Consider the following 17,603-nt stretch of genomic DNA (forward strand, 5'->3'; position numbering starts at 1 on the left):
GCTACTGGCAGAGGCCCAGGAAGAGTACAGGAGGCTGGAGGAAGAGAGGAAGAGATACCAGGAGGCCCTCAAAGAGAAGGTGGGGGGTTACGAGCGCGAGATGCAGGTCTTGCTCGACCGCTTCTACGTGGTGGTGAGGCGCCACCTCAGGTTCATAGAGGAGGAGTTCTCCCAGGAGGTTAAAAAGGTCCTGGAGCGCTTCGAGCAGGAACTGCGGGAGCTACCCGCGCCTGCGGCCACCCTGGAAGCCAAAGGCTCCGGCTGCCCGGAAGCGGCGGCGACCAAGGGGGAAAAAGACAAAGATTTACCCGAGGCGCCCCTCTTCCTCGGCCGGCAGCTCCGGGAAGATCTGCGGGACGAGACGGGCAAGGTAGTGGTAACTGCGGGCGAGGTGATCACCCCCGAGGTTCTGGAGAGGGCTATGGCTCACGGGGTGTACGGCGAGCTGATCTCCCGCCTCGCGGAAGAAGAGGTCGAGCGGTTGAAGGGGGAAAAGCGGTGAACTCCCTGGAACTCATCCTGTGGGTGCTGGGGTGGTACCTCTTCCTCTACCCCTGGGCCATGAGCGTACTCTGGGTCACGGCGGGACTTTACTTCTGGTGGCGGCGGGAAAGGGAACCAGAGAAAGAAAGGGGCTTCTGGCCCGACCTCTGGCCGCCGGCGACCGTCCTCGTACCCTGCCACAACGAGGCGGCAAGCATCGCCGCTACCTGCACTTGCCTGCAGTACCTGGACTACCCCGATTACCGGGTGGTTTTTATAGACGACGCTTCCACCGACGAGACGGCGGAGGTCATCAGGCGGTTTCTGTCTGCCAACCCCAACTTCTATCTCCTGCGGCTGGAAGAGAACCAGGGCAAGGCCCAAGCGCTCAACTGCGCCCTGGCCACCGCCGTCACCACCCCCATCACTGTAGTGATCGATGCTGACACTTTGCTCACGCCGCAGGCGTTGAAGTACCTGGTCGCCTCCTTCTGCCGCCAGCCGCGGCTGGGGGCGGTGACAGGAAACCCCATAGCTTTGAATCGTAAAAATCTCCTGGAAAAGCTCCAGGCAGCGGAGTTTGCCTCCATCATCGGGCTCATCAAGCGCGCCCAGCGGGTGCTGGGGCGGGTGCTGACCGTCTCCGGCTGCGTGGCCGCCTACCGGACAGAGGTACTACGGGAAGTGGGGGGCTTTTCTTCCCGTACCGCCACCGAGGATATAGACGTCACCTGGCAGATCCAGCGCCGGTTTTACGAGGTGTGGTTCGCTCCCCAGGCGGTGGCCTTCATCCAGTGCCCTTCGAGGCTCAAGGAGTACTGGAAGCAGCGGCGACGCTGGGCGCTCGGCGGCTGGCACCTCCTGCGCACCCACAAAAACATTTTCACGCGCTGGCGCTGGCGCTACCTCTACCCCGTCTACCTGGAGTTTGTCTTAAGCTACTTCTGGTCCTTCGCTCTCGTCTTCGGGACCTTGCTCTGGCTTATCACCCGGCCCCTCTGGAGCACACCTTTAGGCTTTAGCCTCGTCCCGGTCTGGTACGGAGCTATGCTATCGCTGGCCTGTATCGTCCAGATCGCCACCGCTCTGGTGCTCAACCGCCGCTACGACCCCAAGCTCTGGCGCACCATCTTCTGGGTCCCTTGGTACCCCCTTTTCTTCTTCGTCTTCGGGGCTCTAACAGTGGTATGGACCGGCCCCAGGGGGCTCTTCGGTAGCCTCGCGCAGGCCGGCAGGTGGAAAAGCCCCCAGAGGATATCTCTGGGGCGGAGGCGGGTGGCCTGAAGGTGCGCCGGTTCCTTCTTCCCATCCTGCTCCTGCTTCTCTGCCTGGGCGGCTGCTCCACATCGAAAAGTCCTCGCGCGCCAGAAGAGAGTCTTTTGTAGGGGGACGGCCTGGTGGTCCTCTGCTACCACCGGGTGCTCCCCTCCTGGGCCCTCCACTGGGGGCGCCTCTTCTGGCGCTCCAATGAATTCTCCCGCTACGCCATAAGCCGCAGAGAGTTCGCCCAACAGCTTGACTACCTGCGTCAGGCGGGGGTACGCTTCGTCACCCCGCGGGAAGCCGAGGAGTTCCTAAGCGGGCGCCGGCACCTTCCCGGCAAGCTTGCGCTGGTGACCTTCGATGACGGTGATCTGAGCGTCTACAAAAAGGCCTTTCCGGTGCTAAAGGAGCGGCAGATTCCCTTTCTCCTCTTCTTAATAGCCAGCCAAGTGGGCAAGGAATGGGAAGGGTTTACTATGTGCTCCTGGGAGCAGGTGCGGGAGATGGTGGCAAGCGGCCTCTGCTCCGTGGGACTTCACACCTACGACCTGCACTACTGGCACTACTGGGATCCTCAGGCTAAAAAGCCCGTCTTCCTCCTGCCGGGCAGGGAGAAACTATTTGCCGAGGATACAGCCAGAGGGATTGCTTGTCTGGAAGAACATCTAGGGATGAAGGTGCGCTACCTCGCCTATCCTTACGGCTTCGGCACTCCGACCACCGACGGGATCCTTCGCACGCAAGGCTTTTCCCTGGTCTTCACCCTCCGGGCCAAAGTCAACCGCCCTGGGGATGCCCCCTTTGTCGGGCGCGTGCTGGTCACGCCGGAGAGTTGGCCGCAGGTGGCTGCGTGGGCGCGGTCGGGCTCCGCCGGTAGTTCTTCCTGAATTAAACTGCCGATCTCCGAACCAGAGTTTTCTAAAGCCATTTACCCTGCCCTGTAGGGTAAGGTCTCCCAGCTAACCAGAGTGCTGTGGGCGCTGAGCCGGAATTTTTCGCTGGTTTGGTAGCTCGTCCTGCTTCAGGGGTGGTGGGGTTTTGAGGTTTCGTGTAGCAGGTTGATGCGGTCCGTCAGATTCGTTTGGCTTGACACCTTCTCTCCATCCTACCTATAATGAAACTACAAATCGCCGAAGCGCTGCTTTCGGCGACAGATTTCGGCAACAGCCGTATATTTTAAGGTTTCGGAAAGATAGATCTATGACGGAGCCACTGACGGATGAAGATTACCTCCGGCGGACCTTTGAGCTTGCCGCGCGGGCGCGGGGGCGGACTAGTCCCAACCCGCTAGTGGGGGCCGTGGTTGTGCGGGACGGGCAAGTGGTCGGTGAAGGATTTCACCGCCAGGCGGGCTTGCCCCACGCCGAAATTGAGGCCTTAAGGGTGGCAGGGGAAGCGGCGCGGGGCGCTACCCTCTATGTTAACCTCGAACCGTGTTGCCACACGGGGCGGACGGGACCCTGCACCGAGGCGATTATCGCCGCCGGGATCAAGCGGGTGGTAGCGGCGATGGCGGACCCCAACCCGCTGGTGGCGGGAAAGGGTTTTGCCCGGCTTCGCGAGGCGGGGATTGAGGTCGCTACCGGTCTCCTGGAAAAAGAGGCGCGCGCGCTGAACGAGGCCTTCATCAAGTACATCACCACCCGACGGCCCTTCGTGATCCTTAAAACAGCGATGAGCCTTGACGGGAAGATCGCCACCGTTACGGGGGAGTCGAAGTGGATAACCGGTCCCGCAGCGCGGCGCTATGTTCACGAGCTCCGCGACAGTTGCGACGCCATTTTAGTCGGTATCGGGACCGTTTTGCAAGATGATCCCTCCCTCACCACCCGTTTACCTAAAGGGGGGCGGGATCCGGTGCGGGTGATTTTGGATAGCCGCGCGCGGACGCCGCTTACGGCCCGGGTGCTTACCCAGGAGTCGGAAGCGCCTACTTTGATCGCCGTGACGGAGATGGCGCCGGGCGACCGGGTGGTGGCGCTGCGGGAGGCTGGGGCGGAGGTGCTTGTCTGCGGTCCCGGACCGGCGGTGGACCTCGGGCTCCTGCTCTCTGTCCTAGGAGAGCGGGAGATTACGAGCCTCCTCGTCGAAGGTGGGAGCACGGTGAACGCGAGTTTTCTCCTCCAAGGGCTGGTCGATAAGCTGATTTGGTTTATCGCTCCCCTTATCATTGGCGGGCACGGCGCCATCGGCCCGGTTGGCGGGAGGGGTATCGAGCACCTATCCCGGGCGATTCGCCTTAAAGAGATAAATTTGCGCCAGTTCGGGAGCGACCTCTGTATCGAGGCCTATCCGCTCTGGGAAGGGACGGGGTGCGCTTGTTCACCGGTATAATCGAGGAACTTGGGCAGATCAGGGGGGTTACCCGGCAGGCGGTTTCGGCCCGGCTGGTGGTGGGGGCTGATAAGATAATGGAAAACCTTCGCTTGGGAGACAGCGTTGCGGTTAACGGTGTCTGCCTGACGGTGACGAGCTTGCAGGATAAAGGTTTCACCGCCGACGTGATGGCGGAGACGCTGGCGAAAACCAACTTAGGCGAATTGGGCGTCGGCGCGAAGGTGAATCTCGAGCGGGCGCTCCGGCTGGGCGATAGGCTTGGGGGCCATCTGGTTACCGGACACATCGACGGGGTGGGGCGGATTCTGCGTAAAGAAAAACGGGAGATCGCCTGGGTTTTCACCATCGCCGCGCCGCGGGAGGTAGCCTGCTATTTGATCAGGAAGGGGTCGGTGGCGGTTGACGGCATCAGCCTCACGGTGGTAGAGGCCTGGGAGGAAGGTTTTACAGTTTCGGTTATTCCCCATACGGCCGCAGTGACGACACTCGGTTTTAAAGGTCCCGGAGATACGGTGAATTTAGAGGCCGACCTGATCGGCAAGTACGTAGAAAAGTTCCTGCGGGCACCAAAGCCACGAGGCGTGGATGAAAACTTTTTGGTAGAGCATGGTTTTATTTAACCGGGGGAGGCGGAGTAATGTTTGATTCGATTGAAGCAGCGATTGCCGATATTCGTGACGGCAAAATGGTCGTGGTTGTGGATGACGAGGACCGGGAGAACGAGGGCGACCTCGTGATAGCCGCCGAAAAGGCGACCCCGGAGGCGGTAAACTTTATGGCCGTTCACGGGCGGGGTCTTATCTGCGTCCCGATTACGGAGAAGCGGGCGGAAGAGCTTGATTTCGCGCCCATGGTGACCAACAATACCGACCCGCACGGGACCGCCTTCACCGTTTCGGTGGACGCACGCGAGGTGACGACCGGTATCTCCGCCCACGAACGGGCACTTACCATTAAAAAGATTGTCGATCCAGAAGCGCGGCCGCAGGATTTCCGCCGCCCAGGACATATCTTCCCCTTACGGGCCAAGGAAGGTGGGGTGCTGCGGCGGGCCGGCCATACGGAGGCCGCGGTGGATTTGGCCCGGCTGGCGGGACTTTATCCTGCAGGCGTCATCTGCGAGATAATGAAGGATGACGGGACCATGGCCCGGGTGCCGGAGCTACTGGAATTCGTGAAAAAACACGGGCTAAAGATCATTACCATTGCGGACCTTATCAGTTACCGGCGGCGGACGGAGAAGCTCGTCCGACAGGTGGGCTCCGCGCGTTTGCCGACGAAGTACGGGGAGTTCACGGCCGTTGCGTACGAAAGCCTCCTCGACGGCAAGGGCCACATCGCGCTCGTAATGGGCGATTTGCAGTCGGTGGAGGCACCCCTGGTGCGGGTGCACTCGGAGTGCCTGACGGGAGATGTTTTCGGCTCGCTGCGGTGCGACTGCGGGGAGCAGATCCAGCACGCGCTGAAGATGATTGCGGCGGAGGGCGTCGGGGTATTGCTCTACATGCGTCAGGAGGGTCGGGGCATCGGGCTTTTGAACAAAATCCGGGCCTACGAGCTCCAGGATCAGGGAAAGGATACGGTGGAAGCGAACAGGGCGCTTGGTTTTCCGCCGGATCTCCGGGACTACGGTATCGGGGCGCAGATCCTGGTCGACCTCGGCGTGCGGAAAATGCGGTTGATGACCAACAACCCGCGGAAGATCAAGGGCATTCAGGGTTACGGCCTAGAAGTGGTAGAGCGGGTGCCGATTGAGGTCCCGCCGCGTAAGGAAAACGGCTTCTACCTGGCGACCAAAAAGGAAAAACTCGGTCACCTGCTCACCCTGGTAGGGAACGACGCGGAGACGCGGGGCGCAGGGGCGAAGTAAATCCGGGAAAATATACGCGGAAGGAGAGGGATTGGCGTTGCCCAAGATTTTTGAAGGGCACCTGCTAGGCGAGGGGCTCAGGTTCGGCATCGTGGTCGGCCGTTTCAACGAGTTTATCACCCAAAAACTTCTCGGTGGGGCACTTGACGCCCTCTACCGGCACGGGGTAAGCGAGGAAAACGTGGCGGTTGCCTGGGTTCCGGGCGCCTTCGAGATCCCGGTGGTGGCGAAGCGCCTGGCGGCGAGCGGCAATTATGACGCGGTGATTTGCTTGGGTACGGTCATCCGGGGGGCAACGCCACACTTTGAGTACGTTGCGGGAGAGATGGCGAAGGGCATCGCCCGCGTCGGGCTCGAAACAGGCGTCCCGGTGATCTTCGGGGTGATTACCGCTGATACTTTAGAGCAGGCTATTGAGCGGGCCGGTTCTAAGGCCGGAAATAAGGGCTTTGCGGCGGCGATGAGCGCGATCGAGATGGCCAATCTGATGAGGCAGTTTTAAGGTTCGCAGTTCAAAGTTGAAGAAAGCCACCCTACCGGTGGCTTTCGATTTTTTTCTGAAATTAACCTTGAACCTTGAACATCGAACGTTTTATATCGCCCGCTGCACCTTGCCGCCCTTGAGACACCGGGTGCAAACCCTGATCCGCTTAGGGCGCCCGTCAACGATCGCCCGCACCCGCTGCAGGTTCGGGGCCCAGGTGCGCTTGGTACGGATGTGCGAGTGGCTAAGCTGAATCCCGAAAGTAAGTGTCTTCCCGCAGATTTCGCATCTTCTGGCCAAATTCTCCACCTCCTTTGAGCACCATGAGGGTATTCTATCACGAGCTCCGGCTTATTTTCAACCCTGTACCCCAGCGGTTTTCGCTCCGGTCGGCGGAGGAAAGGCTGAGGTTGTTCCACTTGCCGCACCGGCTCCCCCAGCGGCTCACCAGTTCTCCCGCGATATAAACCTCGTTGACTTCGCAGTTGTTGGGGCAGTCGTCACAGGTAAAGGTCCGCGGGACGCAGGTGAAGGAAGCGATGGACGCAGCGCCCCTGAACTTAGAAGGTTGGCGGCGGCGCTCGTAGTTGCGCTTTGCTAAGAGAGCGGCGCCGAGCGCCCCCATTACCTTGAAGGGACCGGGGACCACAATCTCCATCCCGAGGCGCTGCTCGAAGGCGGCCCGCATCCCGATGTTGGCGGCTACCCCCCCTTGGAAAAGAACAACCGGCTCTATCTTCCGCCCCCGCGCCACGTTGGCCAGGTAGTTGCCGACCAGCGCTAAGCAGAGCCCGGCGATAAGGTCCTCCTTTTTGTAGCCCATCTGCTGCTTGTGAATCAGGTCTGATTCGGCAAAAACGCCACAGCGACCGGCGATTTTGATCGGGTTGGTCGATCTCAGGGCGTACTCGCCGAACTGCTCGATGGGGATGCCCAGGCGCACCGCCTGGTGGTCTAAGAAAGACCCGGTGCCGGCGGCGCAGACTGTATTCATGTTAAACCCGATGGGGACGCCGTTCTGAAAGAAGATGATCTTCGAATCCTGTCCCCCGATGTCGATTACGGTTCCGACCTTGGGCTCCACCCAGCGCGCCGCTACCGCGTGGGCGGTGATCTCGTTCTTCACGATGTCCGCCCCGACCATTATTCCTGCTAAGCGGCGGCCGCTGCCGGTGGTTCCGACGCCGGCGACCTCGACCTCTCCCAATTGCTCGTAAAGCTGCCTGAAGGCCCGCTGGATTGCTTGGATGGGCCCTCCTTCGGTACGCAGGTAGGTGTCAAAGAGGATATTCTCCTTCTGGTCTATCAGCACTACCTTCGTGGTTACACTGCCGACGTCGATACCGATGAAGTTGACCATCCCTTAAAGCCCCCCGCGAGCTTCCGTTCTTTGAGGATATCTAAGAAAGCCTCGATTCTTGTTTCGAAGCCGGCCTCACCCGTCTGGTCGGTGATGATCCAGGTGAGGACCGGGATGTCAAAACGCTGGCTTAGCTGCACTAAGATATTCTGCGCGACGATTTCCGGCATGCAGGTGAAGGGCATCAGGTGGATGATGCCGTCAATCCCCTCCCGGCAGGCGAGGGCAGTGAGCCCCACGCTAATGTGTCCGTGCCCCCCAACCTCGGTGCCGAGATAAGGCTTGGCTGCTTGCCTAATTTCTTCCCGCCGGTGCAGGGCCTCCCGGGTAGGAAAAATATGCTGGTGGAACCAGTTGGTCACCGAGATCTCCCGGTCCACCCAGACCCGGGGGTCGGTAGAGCGACCGACCAGCCGCTCCAAGTGCATATTCACGTAGCTTTCCAGCACCACCCAGATTTCACCCAGAACCCGCACCCGAACGGGATTGGTTTCCTCCATTTCGATGCTGTTGGCTTCCTCTAAAAAGTCCTGCAGCAACCGCTGCACCGTGGTGGAATCTGGTGCCTGCTCCACAGCCCGGACGAACCGCCGGAAGAGCTTGTCGACGGTGCCCTGCTGCCGCTCGAAAGCCCGGATGCGGTGGCACTCTTTTTCGGCCCGGTCGATAGCCGCGATGCGGTGGTAGCCGTTGTACAGGGCCCTGATGATCCGCCACCAGGAAGCGTTCCCGGTGGCTTCCTTAATCGCGCCCCGGAATTTGCTCCAGCGGCGGGCAAAAGGCACCGGGGAGTCGATGATGATCATCGCGAATTCGTAACCTAACTTGCGCAGGAGTTGCTCCTGAATCTGGGCGTACCAGCCAAGCCGGCACTTTCCCTTGCCCCCGACCATCAAAAGGTGGGTGGCGCCGCGCTCTAAGAGGTAGCGCATCTGCCCGAGGGTGATCACGAAGGGGAGGCAAACGAATTCGGGGGAAAGCGCCTTCCCCAGTTCAATGATTTCCTTGGAGGCGTGCGGCGTGGGCAGCGAGTCGATGCCGCACTCGCCCAGGGCGCAGCGGATGGCGAGATCGAGGTGCCCCATAGACGGGAGGCCGACGACCATCCGTTCGGGCGGCGGACCGGGCAAAAGCCGGCGCTCGGCTGCCGGGACCGGTACTTGTACCTCCGGTCGTTTTTCGGGAGCTACGTCCATAAAGGCCTCGATGCGGGTTACCAGCCCCGCCTCACCGGTATGCTCGTCGAGCGTCAGCAGCAAAAAGGGGACTCCCTGCCGGCGCGCTTCATCTTCCACGTACGCTTCGATAATCGACTCCGGTCCGCATTCAAAAGAACCGACCAGGATGAGGCGGTCCACCAAGTGCTGCCGCAGGAAATGGAGCGCCGCGCCTAGAACCTGCGCCTCGAAGCTCCAGAGACGCTCTCCTTCGGCGATGGAGTCGATTTCTTTTTTGGCCACTTCCGGCAGCACCATTTCGGCGGTGAGCACCGGGCCGTAGTGGCGCACCTGTTTCAGGATATCCAAACTAATGGTGTCGTAAAGGATGTACGGGTGGCCCACCACGCCGATTACTGGCTTTTTGGCTGTTAGCGTGCCCGGCGGCCCCCCGTTGAAGAGCTTGCCCTTGTCGTAAAGCTGGTAGGCCTCTTCGGTGGTGAGGCGTTTTTCCGCCACCGTCCGGTCGAATCTGCGCTGCACCGCAGCGGCTTTCCGTAGCGCCACGAGCGCCTGGTGGCGCGAGTTGACGCCGAGGCTGCGCGCCACCGCTACAAAAGACTCCTGCCAGGCGTCGTCGCCCCGGTAAAGGTCGATCCGGGGGATAAGTACCTTGGCGTCGTCGCGGAGGGCGTTCTGTACCATGTAGGGAATGCCGATAAACTTCGGGCAGCAGAAATTATCCGGTTCCACACTTACTAAGCACGGAATGAGAATATGGTTGATATCGCGCTCGAGAAGCTCCTTTACATGGGCAAAAAGGAGTTTAACCGCGACGCAGGGCTCGTCCGTCGGGCAGAATTCCATTTTGTTGAGGGTTGCCTTGGTGGTGGGCGGCGAAACGACGAAGGCGGCCCCCAGGCTTTCGGCGAAAGTGCGAAAGAACGGGTAAAGGTAGTAATACGCCATCGCGCGGGGAAAGCCAATTGTTAGCATAACTCCCTCGAAAATCGTTCAACCTTATACGGACAGAGCTTTGGGGTTCGTTCTACGTTCTACGTTGATAAAAAGCCAAAGCTTCCTTAGAAAAAGGTTTTCATTGTTTATGGAGGGAAGGAACGTTCCCATGGGTAACTCCTCCGGAATAGGCTCCCGTTCCACCGTTCGCTTTATCATTATTTCTCGAAAAGATGCTTTAATACGTTTTTCGCCTGGCATTTTCCAGTTTAGCAAAAGATTTCTTTGCTGTCAACGAACGGCCACCGGTGCTTTCCGGGGCAGGCTATCTTTACGAAGCGGCCCGGTAGGATTCCGGCACGCGGTGTTGAAATTTGGGTTAAAGAACGGGCCGGCGGCTCTCCGTGGCGCTAGAGATGGAGAGCGAAAGCCGGTGCCGGCGAAAGAAAAACCCGGTTCGGAGGGCAAAAGTGGCGAGTATCTGGGAGAAACCGGCGCAGTACCTCAAAGGAGTGGGGCCACAGCGGGCGCGGCTCCTCGCCCGCCTCGGCATTCACAGCGTAGGAGACCTACTCTACCACTTGCCGCGGCGGTACGAGGACCGAACGCTCTGCCGGCCGGTGAAAACTTACGGGGAAGGGGAAACGGCTACTGCGGAGGGAGAGGTGGTGGCGGTTCAGGAAACGCGCGCCCGTTCGGGGATGAGCATCTTGCGGGTGGTGCTGCGGGACCGCGGGGATATCTTTTACGCCGTCTGGTTCAACCAGCCGTACGTAAAGAAGGTGGTCAGGGTGGGGGCCCGCCTGACGGTGACCGGGAAGGTGAAATACGGCTTCGGTGTACCTGAGATCCAAGTCGCGGAGTTTGAAGCGGGGGAAGGGGACGAGGGGCTCAGCACCGGGCGTATCGTTCCAGTATACCCGCTGACCGAAAAACTTTCGCAGCGCATGTTACGCACTGTTATTTTTAACACCCTGAAGGCAGAAGCCGCATCTTGCCCCGAGATTTTACCGCCGGACCTGCTTGCCTCCCATGGCTTTTGGGAACGGGGGCGGGCGCTAGGCGCGGTTCATTTTCCGGAAAGCATGGCGGCGGCGGAAGAAGCGCGCCGGCGGCTCGTTTTCGAAGAGCTTTTTCTGCTTCAGGTGGCCCTCTTGCGTCACCGGCAGCGGGTGCTGGCGGTGGAAAAGGAACACCGCTGCGGCGCGGATGGCCCTAAAGTTCGGGCCTTAAGGGAACACCTTCCTTTCACCTTAACCCCGGCGCAGGAGCGCGCTTGGCGAGAGATTGCCCGGGATATGGAAAGCCGCTATCCGATGCAGCGGCTCCTCCAGGGCGACGTGGGTTCCGGCAAAACGGTGGTGGCGGCGCTGGCGCTGGCTAAAGCGGCGGAAAACGGGCTTCAAGGGGCCCTGATGGCGCCTACGGAGATCCTGGCCGAACAGCACTACCTCAATCTCCGGGAACTTTACGCGGCCGTCGGGATCAAAGCGGTGCTTTTGACGGGGAGCATAAAAAAAGAAGAACGACTCAAGAGGCTTGCGGCGGTGGCTAACGGAGAGGCGGCAGTGGTCGTGGGAACCCACGCGCTGATTCAGGAGGAGGTTTCCTTTCAGCGGCTTGGTCTGGTGGTGATTGACGAGCAGCACCGGTTCGGGGTGCGGCAGCGGGGATTGCTGCAGACCAAAGGAAAAACTCCCGACGTTCTGGTAATGACCGCTACGCCCATACCGCGGACGCTGGCGCTTACTCTTTATGGCGACCTCGACCTTACGGTGATTGATGCCCTGCCGCCGGGAAGGCAGCCGGTCAAGACGGTATGGCTCCGGCCTGCGGAACTCGGGCGGGTTTACCGCTTCATCCGCGCGGAGGTCGAGAAGGGACGGCAGGCCTATTTTGTCTGTCCCCTTATCGAAGAATCGGAGCAGCTTGCCGCCCAGGCCGCCAGCAAATTAGCGCGTGAGCTGGAAGAAATCTTCCCTACTTTTCGGATCGGTCTCTTACACGGGCGGCTCAGGCTCGAGGAAAGAGATAAAGTAATGGCCGCCTTCCGGCGGAACGATATCCAGCTCCTCGTCTCCACCACGGTAATTGAGGTGGGCGTAGACGTCCCCAACGCCACGGTGATGGTGATCATGGACGCCGACCGTTTCGGGCTCGCGCAGCTGCACCAGCTCCGCGGGCGCGTCGGGCGGGGCGCGCACGCTTCCTACTGTATCCTCATTGCCGCCCGGACGACTCCGGAGGCGGCGGCGCGTATGTCAGCCCTGACCACGCTGGCGGACGGCTTTGCCCTGGCCGAAGAAGACCTGCGCCTCCGGGGGCCGGGCGAGTTTTTCGGCACGCGCCAGTCCGGGTTGCCGGAGCTCAAGGTTGCTAACATCCTGCGTGATCATGCCCTTTTAGAGCTGGCGCGCACCGAGGCGGCGCGATATTTAGAACGGGATCCCGACCTTGTTTCCCCTGCTGGCCAGATGATAAAAGCGGAGCTTGAAGCACGTTTCGCTAACATTAAAAATTTGGTTAGCTAATTGTTTAAAATCTCTGCCACTAAATAAAAAATTTTTTTGTTTTGTCAAATCTGAACTCGTTAATAAAAAATTACCGGATATGACCGGCTGCGCGGGGACAAAAAATAAAGACAGAAAAAGTCAAGGAGGTGAAGTCAAGTGGCGCAAGGACAGCGGACGAACCGGGTGTTGGTGCCCGAGGCGCGGGTAGCGCTCAACCAGATGAAGTGGGAGATTGCCCGTGAAGTCGGCATCAACCTTCCGCCCGGCAGCTATCTCGGTGACGTTCCGTCGCGGCAGAACGGGGCCATCGGGAGACACATGGTCCGGCGGATGATCATGGCCTACGAGCAGAATCTGGCGGCAAATGTTGGTGCCACTGGTGCCGCGCGGCTCTAAAATAACCCCCCCTACAGGCGGGCCGGTTCAACAGGCTTGGGCTGGTCCGCCTAAAATTTTTCTGCCGCGCGAATCTGCCCCGCGCTTGGTAAGGATCACCTGGCCCCCTTTATCCGAGGTAGAGGCTGAACTCTTCCGCCGGGATTCCGGGATGGAGGGCCGTGGCGATGCCGCCCGCGATGATTTTCGCGGTGTTTTGTACTAAGCTATCAATCTCCTTGGGCGTGACCATCAACCGCCCGCCAAATGGTGCCAGCAGGGTATCGACCACATTCTGGACTAACTCCGGGTGGAGAAACTTATATACCCGCTGAAGGTTGGGGTTTTTGTTGAGTTCCTGCCACAGCTTTTCCATCGCGTCGCTCGCGATGAAGGCGGCGTGGACGACGGTAGGGACAACGATAGCGATGACGGGGACGCCCATCGTTTCGTAATTGATACCTGTACGGTCGTTCCCGATCCCCGAGCCCGGGCTGATACCGGTATCGGCGAGCTGAATGCTAGTGGTTATCCTTTCGACGTTTCGTGCGGCTAACGCGTCTACGGTGATGATTAAGGCTGGCTGGATTTTTTCTACCACGCCCCGGATGATTTCTGCGGTTTCAATACTGGTAATGCCGAGGACGCCGGGGCGATGGCGCTCACCTCCCGCATCCCCCCGCGGAGTTCTTGCGGTGCGTAACGGTGCAGGTGCCTGGTAACCAGGGTGTAATCAATTGTCCGTGGACCCAAGGCATCGGGCGTGGCGTGCCAGTTTCCGAGCCCCACGACCAAGACGCTTGCGGCTTCAGGGAGGTTTAGGTTCTGCAACAAGAGCCGGAGCTTCTGCGCCAGGAGTTCGACGATTGGCTTGCGGGCGCGGCGGTTGTTATCCCGGAGGGCTGGCGCTTCGATGGTGATGTAGGTGCCCCGGCGTTTCTGCATTATTCTTTCGGCTTCTGCGGTTTCCACGCGAACGGTGGTGACGGTAGCGTAGGGGAAGGTCTCCCGTTCTACGGTGACCCCCGGAATCTCTGTGCCGGTACGTGCGCGAGCCAGTTCGTGGGCTTCAACCGCCAGATCGAGCACCCTGTTGCCTCCCTCAAATATCTCCCATTTATAATTTCCTGCCGGGGGATTGCTTACGCAAAAAACCTGCCTTTTGCCTGGGCCTGTGTTATAATTAAGCTAAATTTACCGCGTCACCATAAATTTTGGAGGCGACAGAGGATGCGGGTGATTGCCGGTACGGCCAAGCGGCGCCGGTTACTTGTGCCTTCGGGGCGGAGTATTCGTCCCACTGCGGACCGGGTACGGGAGGCGCTCTTCAATATTTTAGCGGCGCGGATTCCCGGGGCGCGGTTTCTTGATCTTTTTGCCGGGACGGGAAGTGTCGGCATTGAGGCGCTGAGCCGTGGTGCGGCACGGGTCGTTTTTGTTGAGCGTAACGAGCGGGCGGCAAACCTTATCCGTGAGAATCTGCGGCGGACGGGGTTGGCTGGCACGAGAGCGGTTGTCTATCCTCAGGATGTTCTGGCCGCACTTAATATTCTTGCCCGGAAAGGGGAGCGCTTCGACCTGATCTACATCGACCCGCCCTACCGGAAGGGCTACGAGTTGAAGTCGCTGGCGCAGATCGCCGGTAAAGGTCTTCTTGCACCGGGTGGCCTAGCTATCGCGGAAAGCGACTGGCGGGATGGGTTACCGGAAGAAATCGGCACGCTTAGCTTATGGCGGCGCGAGCGGTACGGCGATACCCTTTTTTCTTTTTATGCCTTTAAGGAGGAAGGCAGTTGAAAATTGCGGTTTATCCGGGGAGTTTTGACCCGGTAACCAACGGTCACCTGGACATCATCGTCCGGGCCCGCGCTCTTTTCGATCGCGTGATCGTTGCGGTGGCGGAAAATCCCCACAAGAAACCTCTGTTTCCGGTAAGCGAACGAGTGGCGATGCTCCGCAGTGTGCTGGCCGATTTTCCCTACGTGAAGGTTGACGCTTATAGTGGACTTACCGTCCATTACGCCAGAAAGCAAGGTGCCTGCGCCATAATCAGAGGCTTACGGGCGATTTCTGACTTCGAGAACGAATTCGTAATGGCCCTTACCAACAAGAAATTAGCCCCCGAGATCGAGACGCTTTTTCTGATGACCGAAGCGAAGTACTCTTTTATCAGTTCAAGCGCGGTGAAGGAGGTGGCTTTTTACGGCGGTTGCCTGAAGGATATGGTGCCGCCGTTGGTGGAAGCTGCTTTACGGGCGAAGTTTAGCGGTTCCCGGTTAAACGAGGGTGATTTCTCCGCGTAGAGGAAAAGGTTTGTGGGGACGTACGTTTAAGTCAAACGGCGTATCTTCAGCTATAGCTTCCGACGCTATTTTTGAGGAGGGATAGGGTGGAACTGCTGTCGGTGATCAATGAACTTGAAGAGTTGGTCGAATCGAGTAGCCGGGTTCCGCTTACGCGGAAGGTGTTGATCGACGAGGAAAAGATTCTCGACATCCTGGACCGCATCCGCACCATCCTCCCGGATGATCTCCGCAAGGCGAAGTGGGTGGTCCAGGAACGCGAGAAGGTGATCGAGGAAGCCCGTAAAGAAGCCGAACGGATCATCGAGGAGGCGCGCCGGGAAGCTGAGAAAAGGGCGGAGGAAAACGACGTTGTCCGCCAGGCAAAGGAGATGGCGGAGCAGATTTTGGGCAAGGCGGAACAGGTGGCGCGGGAGATGAAATTGGGCGCGCGGGAATATGCGGATGAGATTTTAGCCAGGCTTGAAGAGCGCCTTAACCGGATTACCAAGGAGATTCAGCAGGGCCGGGCAGAGCTGAAGGGGATGCGGCGCTGAGCGCTATTCCCGCAACGAAGCCGGCCTTCGCGAGCGGTAAGCCCTAGAAGGTGTGGTGCCCGGAACTTAAGAGGAAAGCGGAACCGACGATCAGGGAAGCGAGAAGGATAGCGAAAACCAGGCGGTTAACCATGGTGTTGAGGCGGCGCATAATGCGGTCCGTCTCCGGGTTTACCGCCTTTATTTTTAGTTCGCCGCCGGCGGCCAGTTCTAAAATCCGGTCTACCCGGTCGGGGAGACGGGCAAGCAGTCGGTGGTAGTCTTCAATGTACGCCAATACCATCCGCCGCAGCGCCGGTAGCCGCAGGCGCCGGGCAACCAGGCGCCGGGCCAGCGGACGGGCGAGCTCCACGATGCTGAGTTCCGGGTCGAGCCGGGCGATCACTCCCTCGGCAGTAACCAGGGCTTTGATGAGAAGGGTAAGTTGGGTTGGTACCCGGATCTGGTGCTTAAAGGCTACGGATAGTATGTCCCGCATTGACGCGGCGAGACTGATTTGGCTCAAAGGGATTTCGTAATACTTTTGGCGCAGGCCATCGATATCCCGGCGGAGCGCGCTCCGGTCTGCGTGCGGCGGGACCGTTCCCAAGCTCTCCACGGCGCGCATCACGTGGGGAGTACTCCGCCGGACGAGCCCTAAAACCAGATCCCCGATTTTCTCCTGCAGCTCTTCGTCTATCACGCCTATGATCCCGAAGTCCATAAAGAGCACCCGGTTATCGGATAGGGCAGCTATGTTGCCCGGATGGGGATCGCCGCGGAAAAAGCCGTGCAGGAAAATCTGTTTCAATAGCGCATCGGCGAGGCGACGGGCCACCAGCCGCCGGTCTATCCCCTGACGCCCGAGTTCGTCGGGGTTGGTTAATTTGATTCCCGCCACTTCTTCCATTACTAAGACTTTCCGGCTAGTCCAGTCCCAGTATACGGCCGGAATATAAACGGTGGGATCGCCGCTGAAGTGGCGGCGGAAGGTTTCCGCGTGGCGTCCTTCCACCGTGAAGTCCACTTCTTCCCGTAAGATTTTTTCAAATTCGGCTACCATTTTCTCTAAGGAGTAAAGTTTACGCCACGGTCCGTACCGGTCCAGGAACCCTGCTACGTCGTGGAGGATTTCGAGGTCCGTCGTGAGAATCTTCTCGATTCCCGGCCGCTGGACTTTTACCACTACTGGGGTACCGTCGCGTAAAGTGGCCCGGTGGACCTGGCTGATAGAGGCAGCGGCTACGGGGGTGGTTTCGAAGGTGGTGAAGATTTCTTCCAGGGGAAGGCCGAGTTCCGTGCGGATGATTTCCCGGACCGCCGCAAAAGGGAAGGGAGGTACCTGATCCTGAAGCTTTTCGAGTTCGGCAATATAGTCGGGCGGGAGGAGGTCGCGGCGGGTAGAGAGGATCTGCCCTAACTTGATAAAGGTGGGGCCCAATTCTTCGAGAACGAGACGGAGCCGTGCGGGGGGTGAGAGCCTCTCTTTCACCGGCGCGGTTTTCCGGCGCCGGGAATCTAGGAATTCGGCTAGGCCGAGCTCGTGCACCAGGTAACTGAAGCCATGCCGTACGAGCACATTGGCTATTTCCCGGTAGCGGGAAAAATGTTTGTACCGCTTGCGCAGGTAAAAGTGCATATAAGAGCGTTTCTCCCTACGAGGGGGAATCTTCTCCGCTTATTCTATCACGGTGGCGGCGCGGAAATTTAAAAGCTAAAGCGCTGGCGCAAAAATCTTCCCTCCCCACCCCAGGATCCCTTACCAGGAAGAAGTCTCTTCTCATATCCTTAGGCTTCCTGATAGAAGGCGGGTAATCAAAGAAGTTTTATAAAAGAAAGAAGAAAAAGCCTTATTTTTGGGAGAGCTGTTCTTCCAGGCGCGCAATCCGCTCCTTCAGTTCCTCAAGTTCCTCCTTGGTAACCAAAAAACAGCCGCCGCAGGCCCCGCCCTTTAGGGCTGGGGATAAGGCGGCTAAAACTTTTTAT

General features: G+C 59.3%; 16 protein-coding genes and 1 pseudogene. 12 read left to right on the forward strand and 5 right to left on the reverse strand.

What is annotated here, in order from left to right; all coding sequences use genetic code 11:
• The 7 genes from ACUVTA_RS02435 to ribH all read left to right on the forward strand — a co-directional run.
• On the forward strand, nucleotides 1-502 hold a 502-nt coding region (locus tag ACUVTA_RS02435), incomplete at its 5' end, for a hypothetical protein (protein WP_445951393.1).
• On the forward strand, nucleotides 499-1,767 hold the full coding sequence (locus ACUVTA_RS02440; protein ID WP_445951394.1) for a glycosyltransferase: 1,269 nt from the start codon (nucleotides 499-501) through the stop codon (nucleotides 1,765-1,767). The genes ACUVTA_RS02435 and ACUVTA_RS02440, both read left to right, overlap by 4 nt.
• A gap of 113 nt (nucleotides 1,768-1,880) precedes the next feature.
• Complete coding sequence (locus ACUVTA_RS02445; protein WP_445951395.1) at nucleotides 1,881-2,633, forward strand: polysaccharide deacetylase family protein; 753 nt, start codon at nucleotides 1,881-1,883, stop codon at nucleotides 2,631-2,633.
• A gap of 313 nt (nucleotides 2,634-2,946) precedes the next feature.
• Nucleotides 2,947-4,080, forward strand: a complete 1,134-nt coding sequence (gene ribD / locus ACUVTA_RS02450; protein ID WP_445951396.1) for a bifunctional diaminohydroxyphosphoribosylaminopyrimidine deaminase/5-amino-6-(5-phosphoribosylamino)uracil reductase RibD — start codon at nucleotides 2,947-2,949, stop codon at nucleotides 4,078-4,080.
• On the forward strand, nucleotides 4,065-4,703 hold the full coding sequence (locus ACUVTA_RS02455; RefSeq protein WP_445951408.1) for a riboflavin synthase: 639 nt from the start codon (nucleotides 4,065-4,067) through the stop codon (nucleotides 4,701-4,703). Before ribD ends, ACUVTA_RS02455 begins: the two co-directional genes overlap by 16 nt.
• 17 nt (nucleotides 4,704-4,720) lie before the next feature.
• Nucleotides 4,721-5,953: a bifunctional 3,4-dihydroxy-2-butanone-4-phosphate synthase/GTP cyclohydrolase II gene (locus ACUVTA_RS02460; RefSeq protein WP_445951397.1), complete on the forward strand. Its 1,233-nt coding sequence runs from the start codon at nucleotides 4,721-4,723 to the stop codon at nucleotides 5,951-5,953.
• A 37-nt stretch (nucleotides 5,954-5,990) separates the two neighbouring features.
• The gene (gene ribH / locus ACUVTA_RS02465; RefSeq protein WP_445951398.1) at nucleotides 5,991-6,455 is read left to right on the forward strand and encodes a 6,7-dimethyl-8-ribityllumazine synthase; all 465 of its coding nucleotides are present in this window, start codon (nucleotides 5,991-5,993) and stop codon (nucleotides 6,453-6,455) included.
• 90 nt (nucleotides 6,456-6,545) lie between these two features.
• On the opposite strand, the gene rpmB is transcribed toward ribH, so the two are convergent.
• From rpmB to ACUVTA_RS02480, 3 genes are read right to left on the reverse strand one after another with little or no spacing between them, the layout of a single operon-like run.
• Nucleotides 6,546-6,737, reverse strand: a complete 192-nt coding sequence (gene rpmB, locus ACUVTA_RS02470) for a 50S ribosomal protein L28 (RefSeq protein WP_445951399.1) — start codon at nucleotides 6,735-6,737, stop codon at nucleotides 6,546-6,548.
• A gap of 37 nt (nucleotides 6,738-6,774) precedes the next feature.
• Nucleotides 6,775-7,797, reverse strand: coding sequence for an acyl-CoA dehydratase activase (locus tag ACUVTA_RS02475; RefSeq protein WP_445951400.1), 1,023 nt, complete (start codon nucleotides 7,795-7,797; stop codon nucleotides 6,775-6,777).
• Entirely contained in the window at nucleotides 7,761-9,950 is a 2,190-nt protein-coding gene (locus ACUVTA_RS02480) for an acyl-CoA dehydratase activase-related protein (protein ID WP_445951401.1), read from the reverse strand. Before ACUVTA_RS02480 ends, ACUVTA_RS02475 begins: the two co-directional genes overlap by 37 nt.
• A gap of 377 nt (nucleotides 9,951-10,327) precedes the next feature.
• On the opposite strand from ACUVTA_RS02480, the gene recG reads away from it, so the two are divergent.
• Both recG and ACUVTA_RS02490 read left to right on the forward strand, forming a co-directional pair.
• On the forward strand, nucleotides 10,328-12,442 hold the full coding sequence (gene recG / locus ACUVTA_RS02485) for an ATP-dependent DNA helicase RecG (protein ID WP_445951402.1): 2,115 nt from the start codon (nucleotides 10,328-10,330) through the stop codon (nucleotides 12,440-12,442).
• A gap of 138 nt (nucleotides 12,443-12,580) precedes the next feature.
• A complete protein-coding gene (locus tag ACUVTA_RS02490) occupies nucleotides 12,581-12,820 on the forward strand; it encodes a small, acid-soluble spore protein, alpha/beta type (RefSeq protein WP_445951403.1) in 240 nt (79 codons plus the stop codon).
• A 109-nt stretch (nucleotides 12,821-12,929) separates the two neighbouring features.
• Here the strand turns inward: ACUVTA_RS02490 and gpr are convergent.
• Nucleotides 12,930-13,888, reverse strand: a pseudogene (gene gpr / locus ACUVTA_RS02495) (GPR endopeptidase).
• Between the two features lie 141 nt (nucleotides 13,889-14,029).
• Here gpr and rsmD point away from each other — a divergent pair.
• From rsmD to ACUVTA_RS02510, 3 genes are all read left to right on the forward strand, one after another.
• Nucleotides 14,030-14,596: a 16S rRNA (guanine(966)-N(2))-methyltransferase RsmD gene (rsmD, locus tag ACUVTA_RS02500; RefSeq protein ID WP_445951404.1), complete on the forward strand. Its 567-nt coding sequence runs from the start codon at nucleotides 14,030-14,032 to the stop codon at nucleotides 14,594-14,596.
• Nucleotides 14,593-15,102: a pantetheine-phosphate adenylyltransferase gene (gene coaD / locus ACUVTA_RS02505; RefSeq protein ID WP_445951405.1), complete on the forward strand. Its 510-nt coding sequence runs from the start codon at nucleotides 14,593-14,595 to the stop codon at nucleotides 15,100-15,102. The genes rsmD and coaD overlap by 4 nt, the downstream gene beginning before the upstream one ends.
• A gap of 86 nt (nucleotides 15,103-15,188) precedes the next feature.
• On the forward strand, nucleotides 15,189-15,638 hold the full coding sequence (locus ACUVTA_RS02510; RefSeq protein WP_445951406.1) for an ATPase: 450 nt from the start codon (nucleotides 15,189-15,191) through the stop codon (nucleotides 15,636-15,638).
• A 43-nt stretch (nucleotides 15,639-15,681) separates the two neighbouring features.
• Here the strand turns inward: ACUVTA_RS02510 and ACUVTA_RS02515 are convergent, their stop codons facing one another.
• A complete protein-coding gene (locus tag ACUVTA_RS02515) occupies nucleotides 15,682-17,256 on the reverse strand; it encodes an ABC1 kinase family protein (protein WP_445951407.1) in 1,575 nt (524 codons plus the stop codon).
• Between the last annotated feature and the right edge of the window lie 347 nt (nucleotides 17,257-17,603).

It is taken from the genome of Thermodesulfitimonas sp., assembly GCF_052743955.1.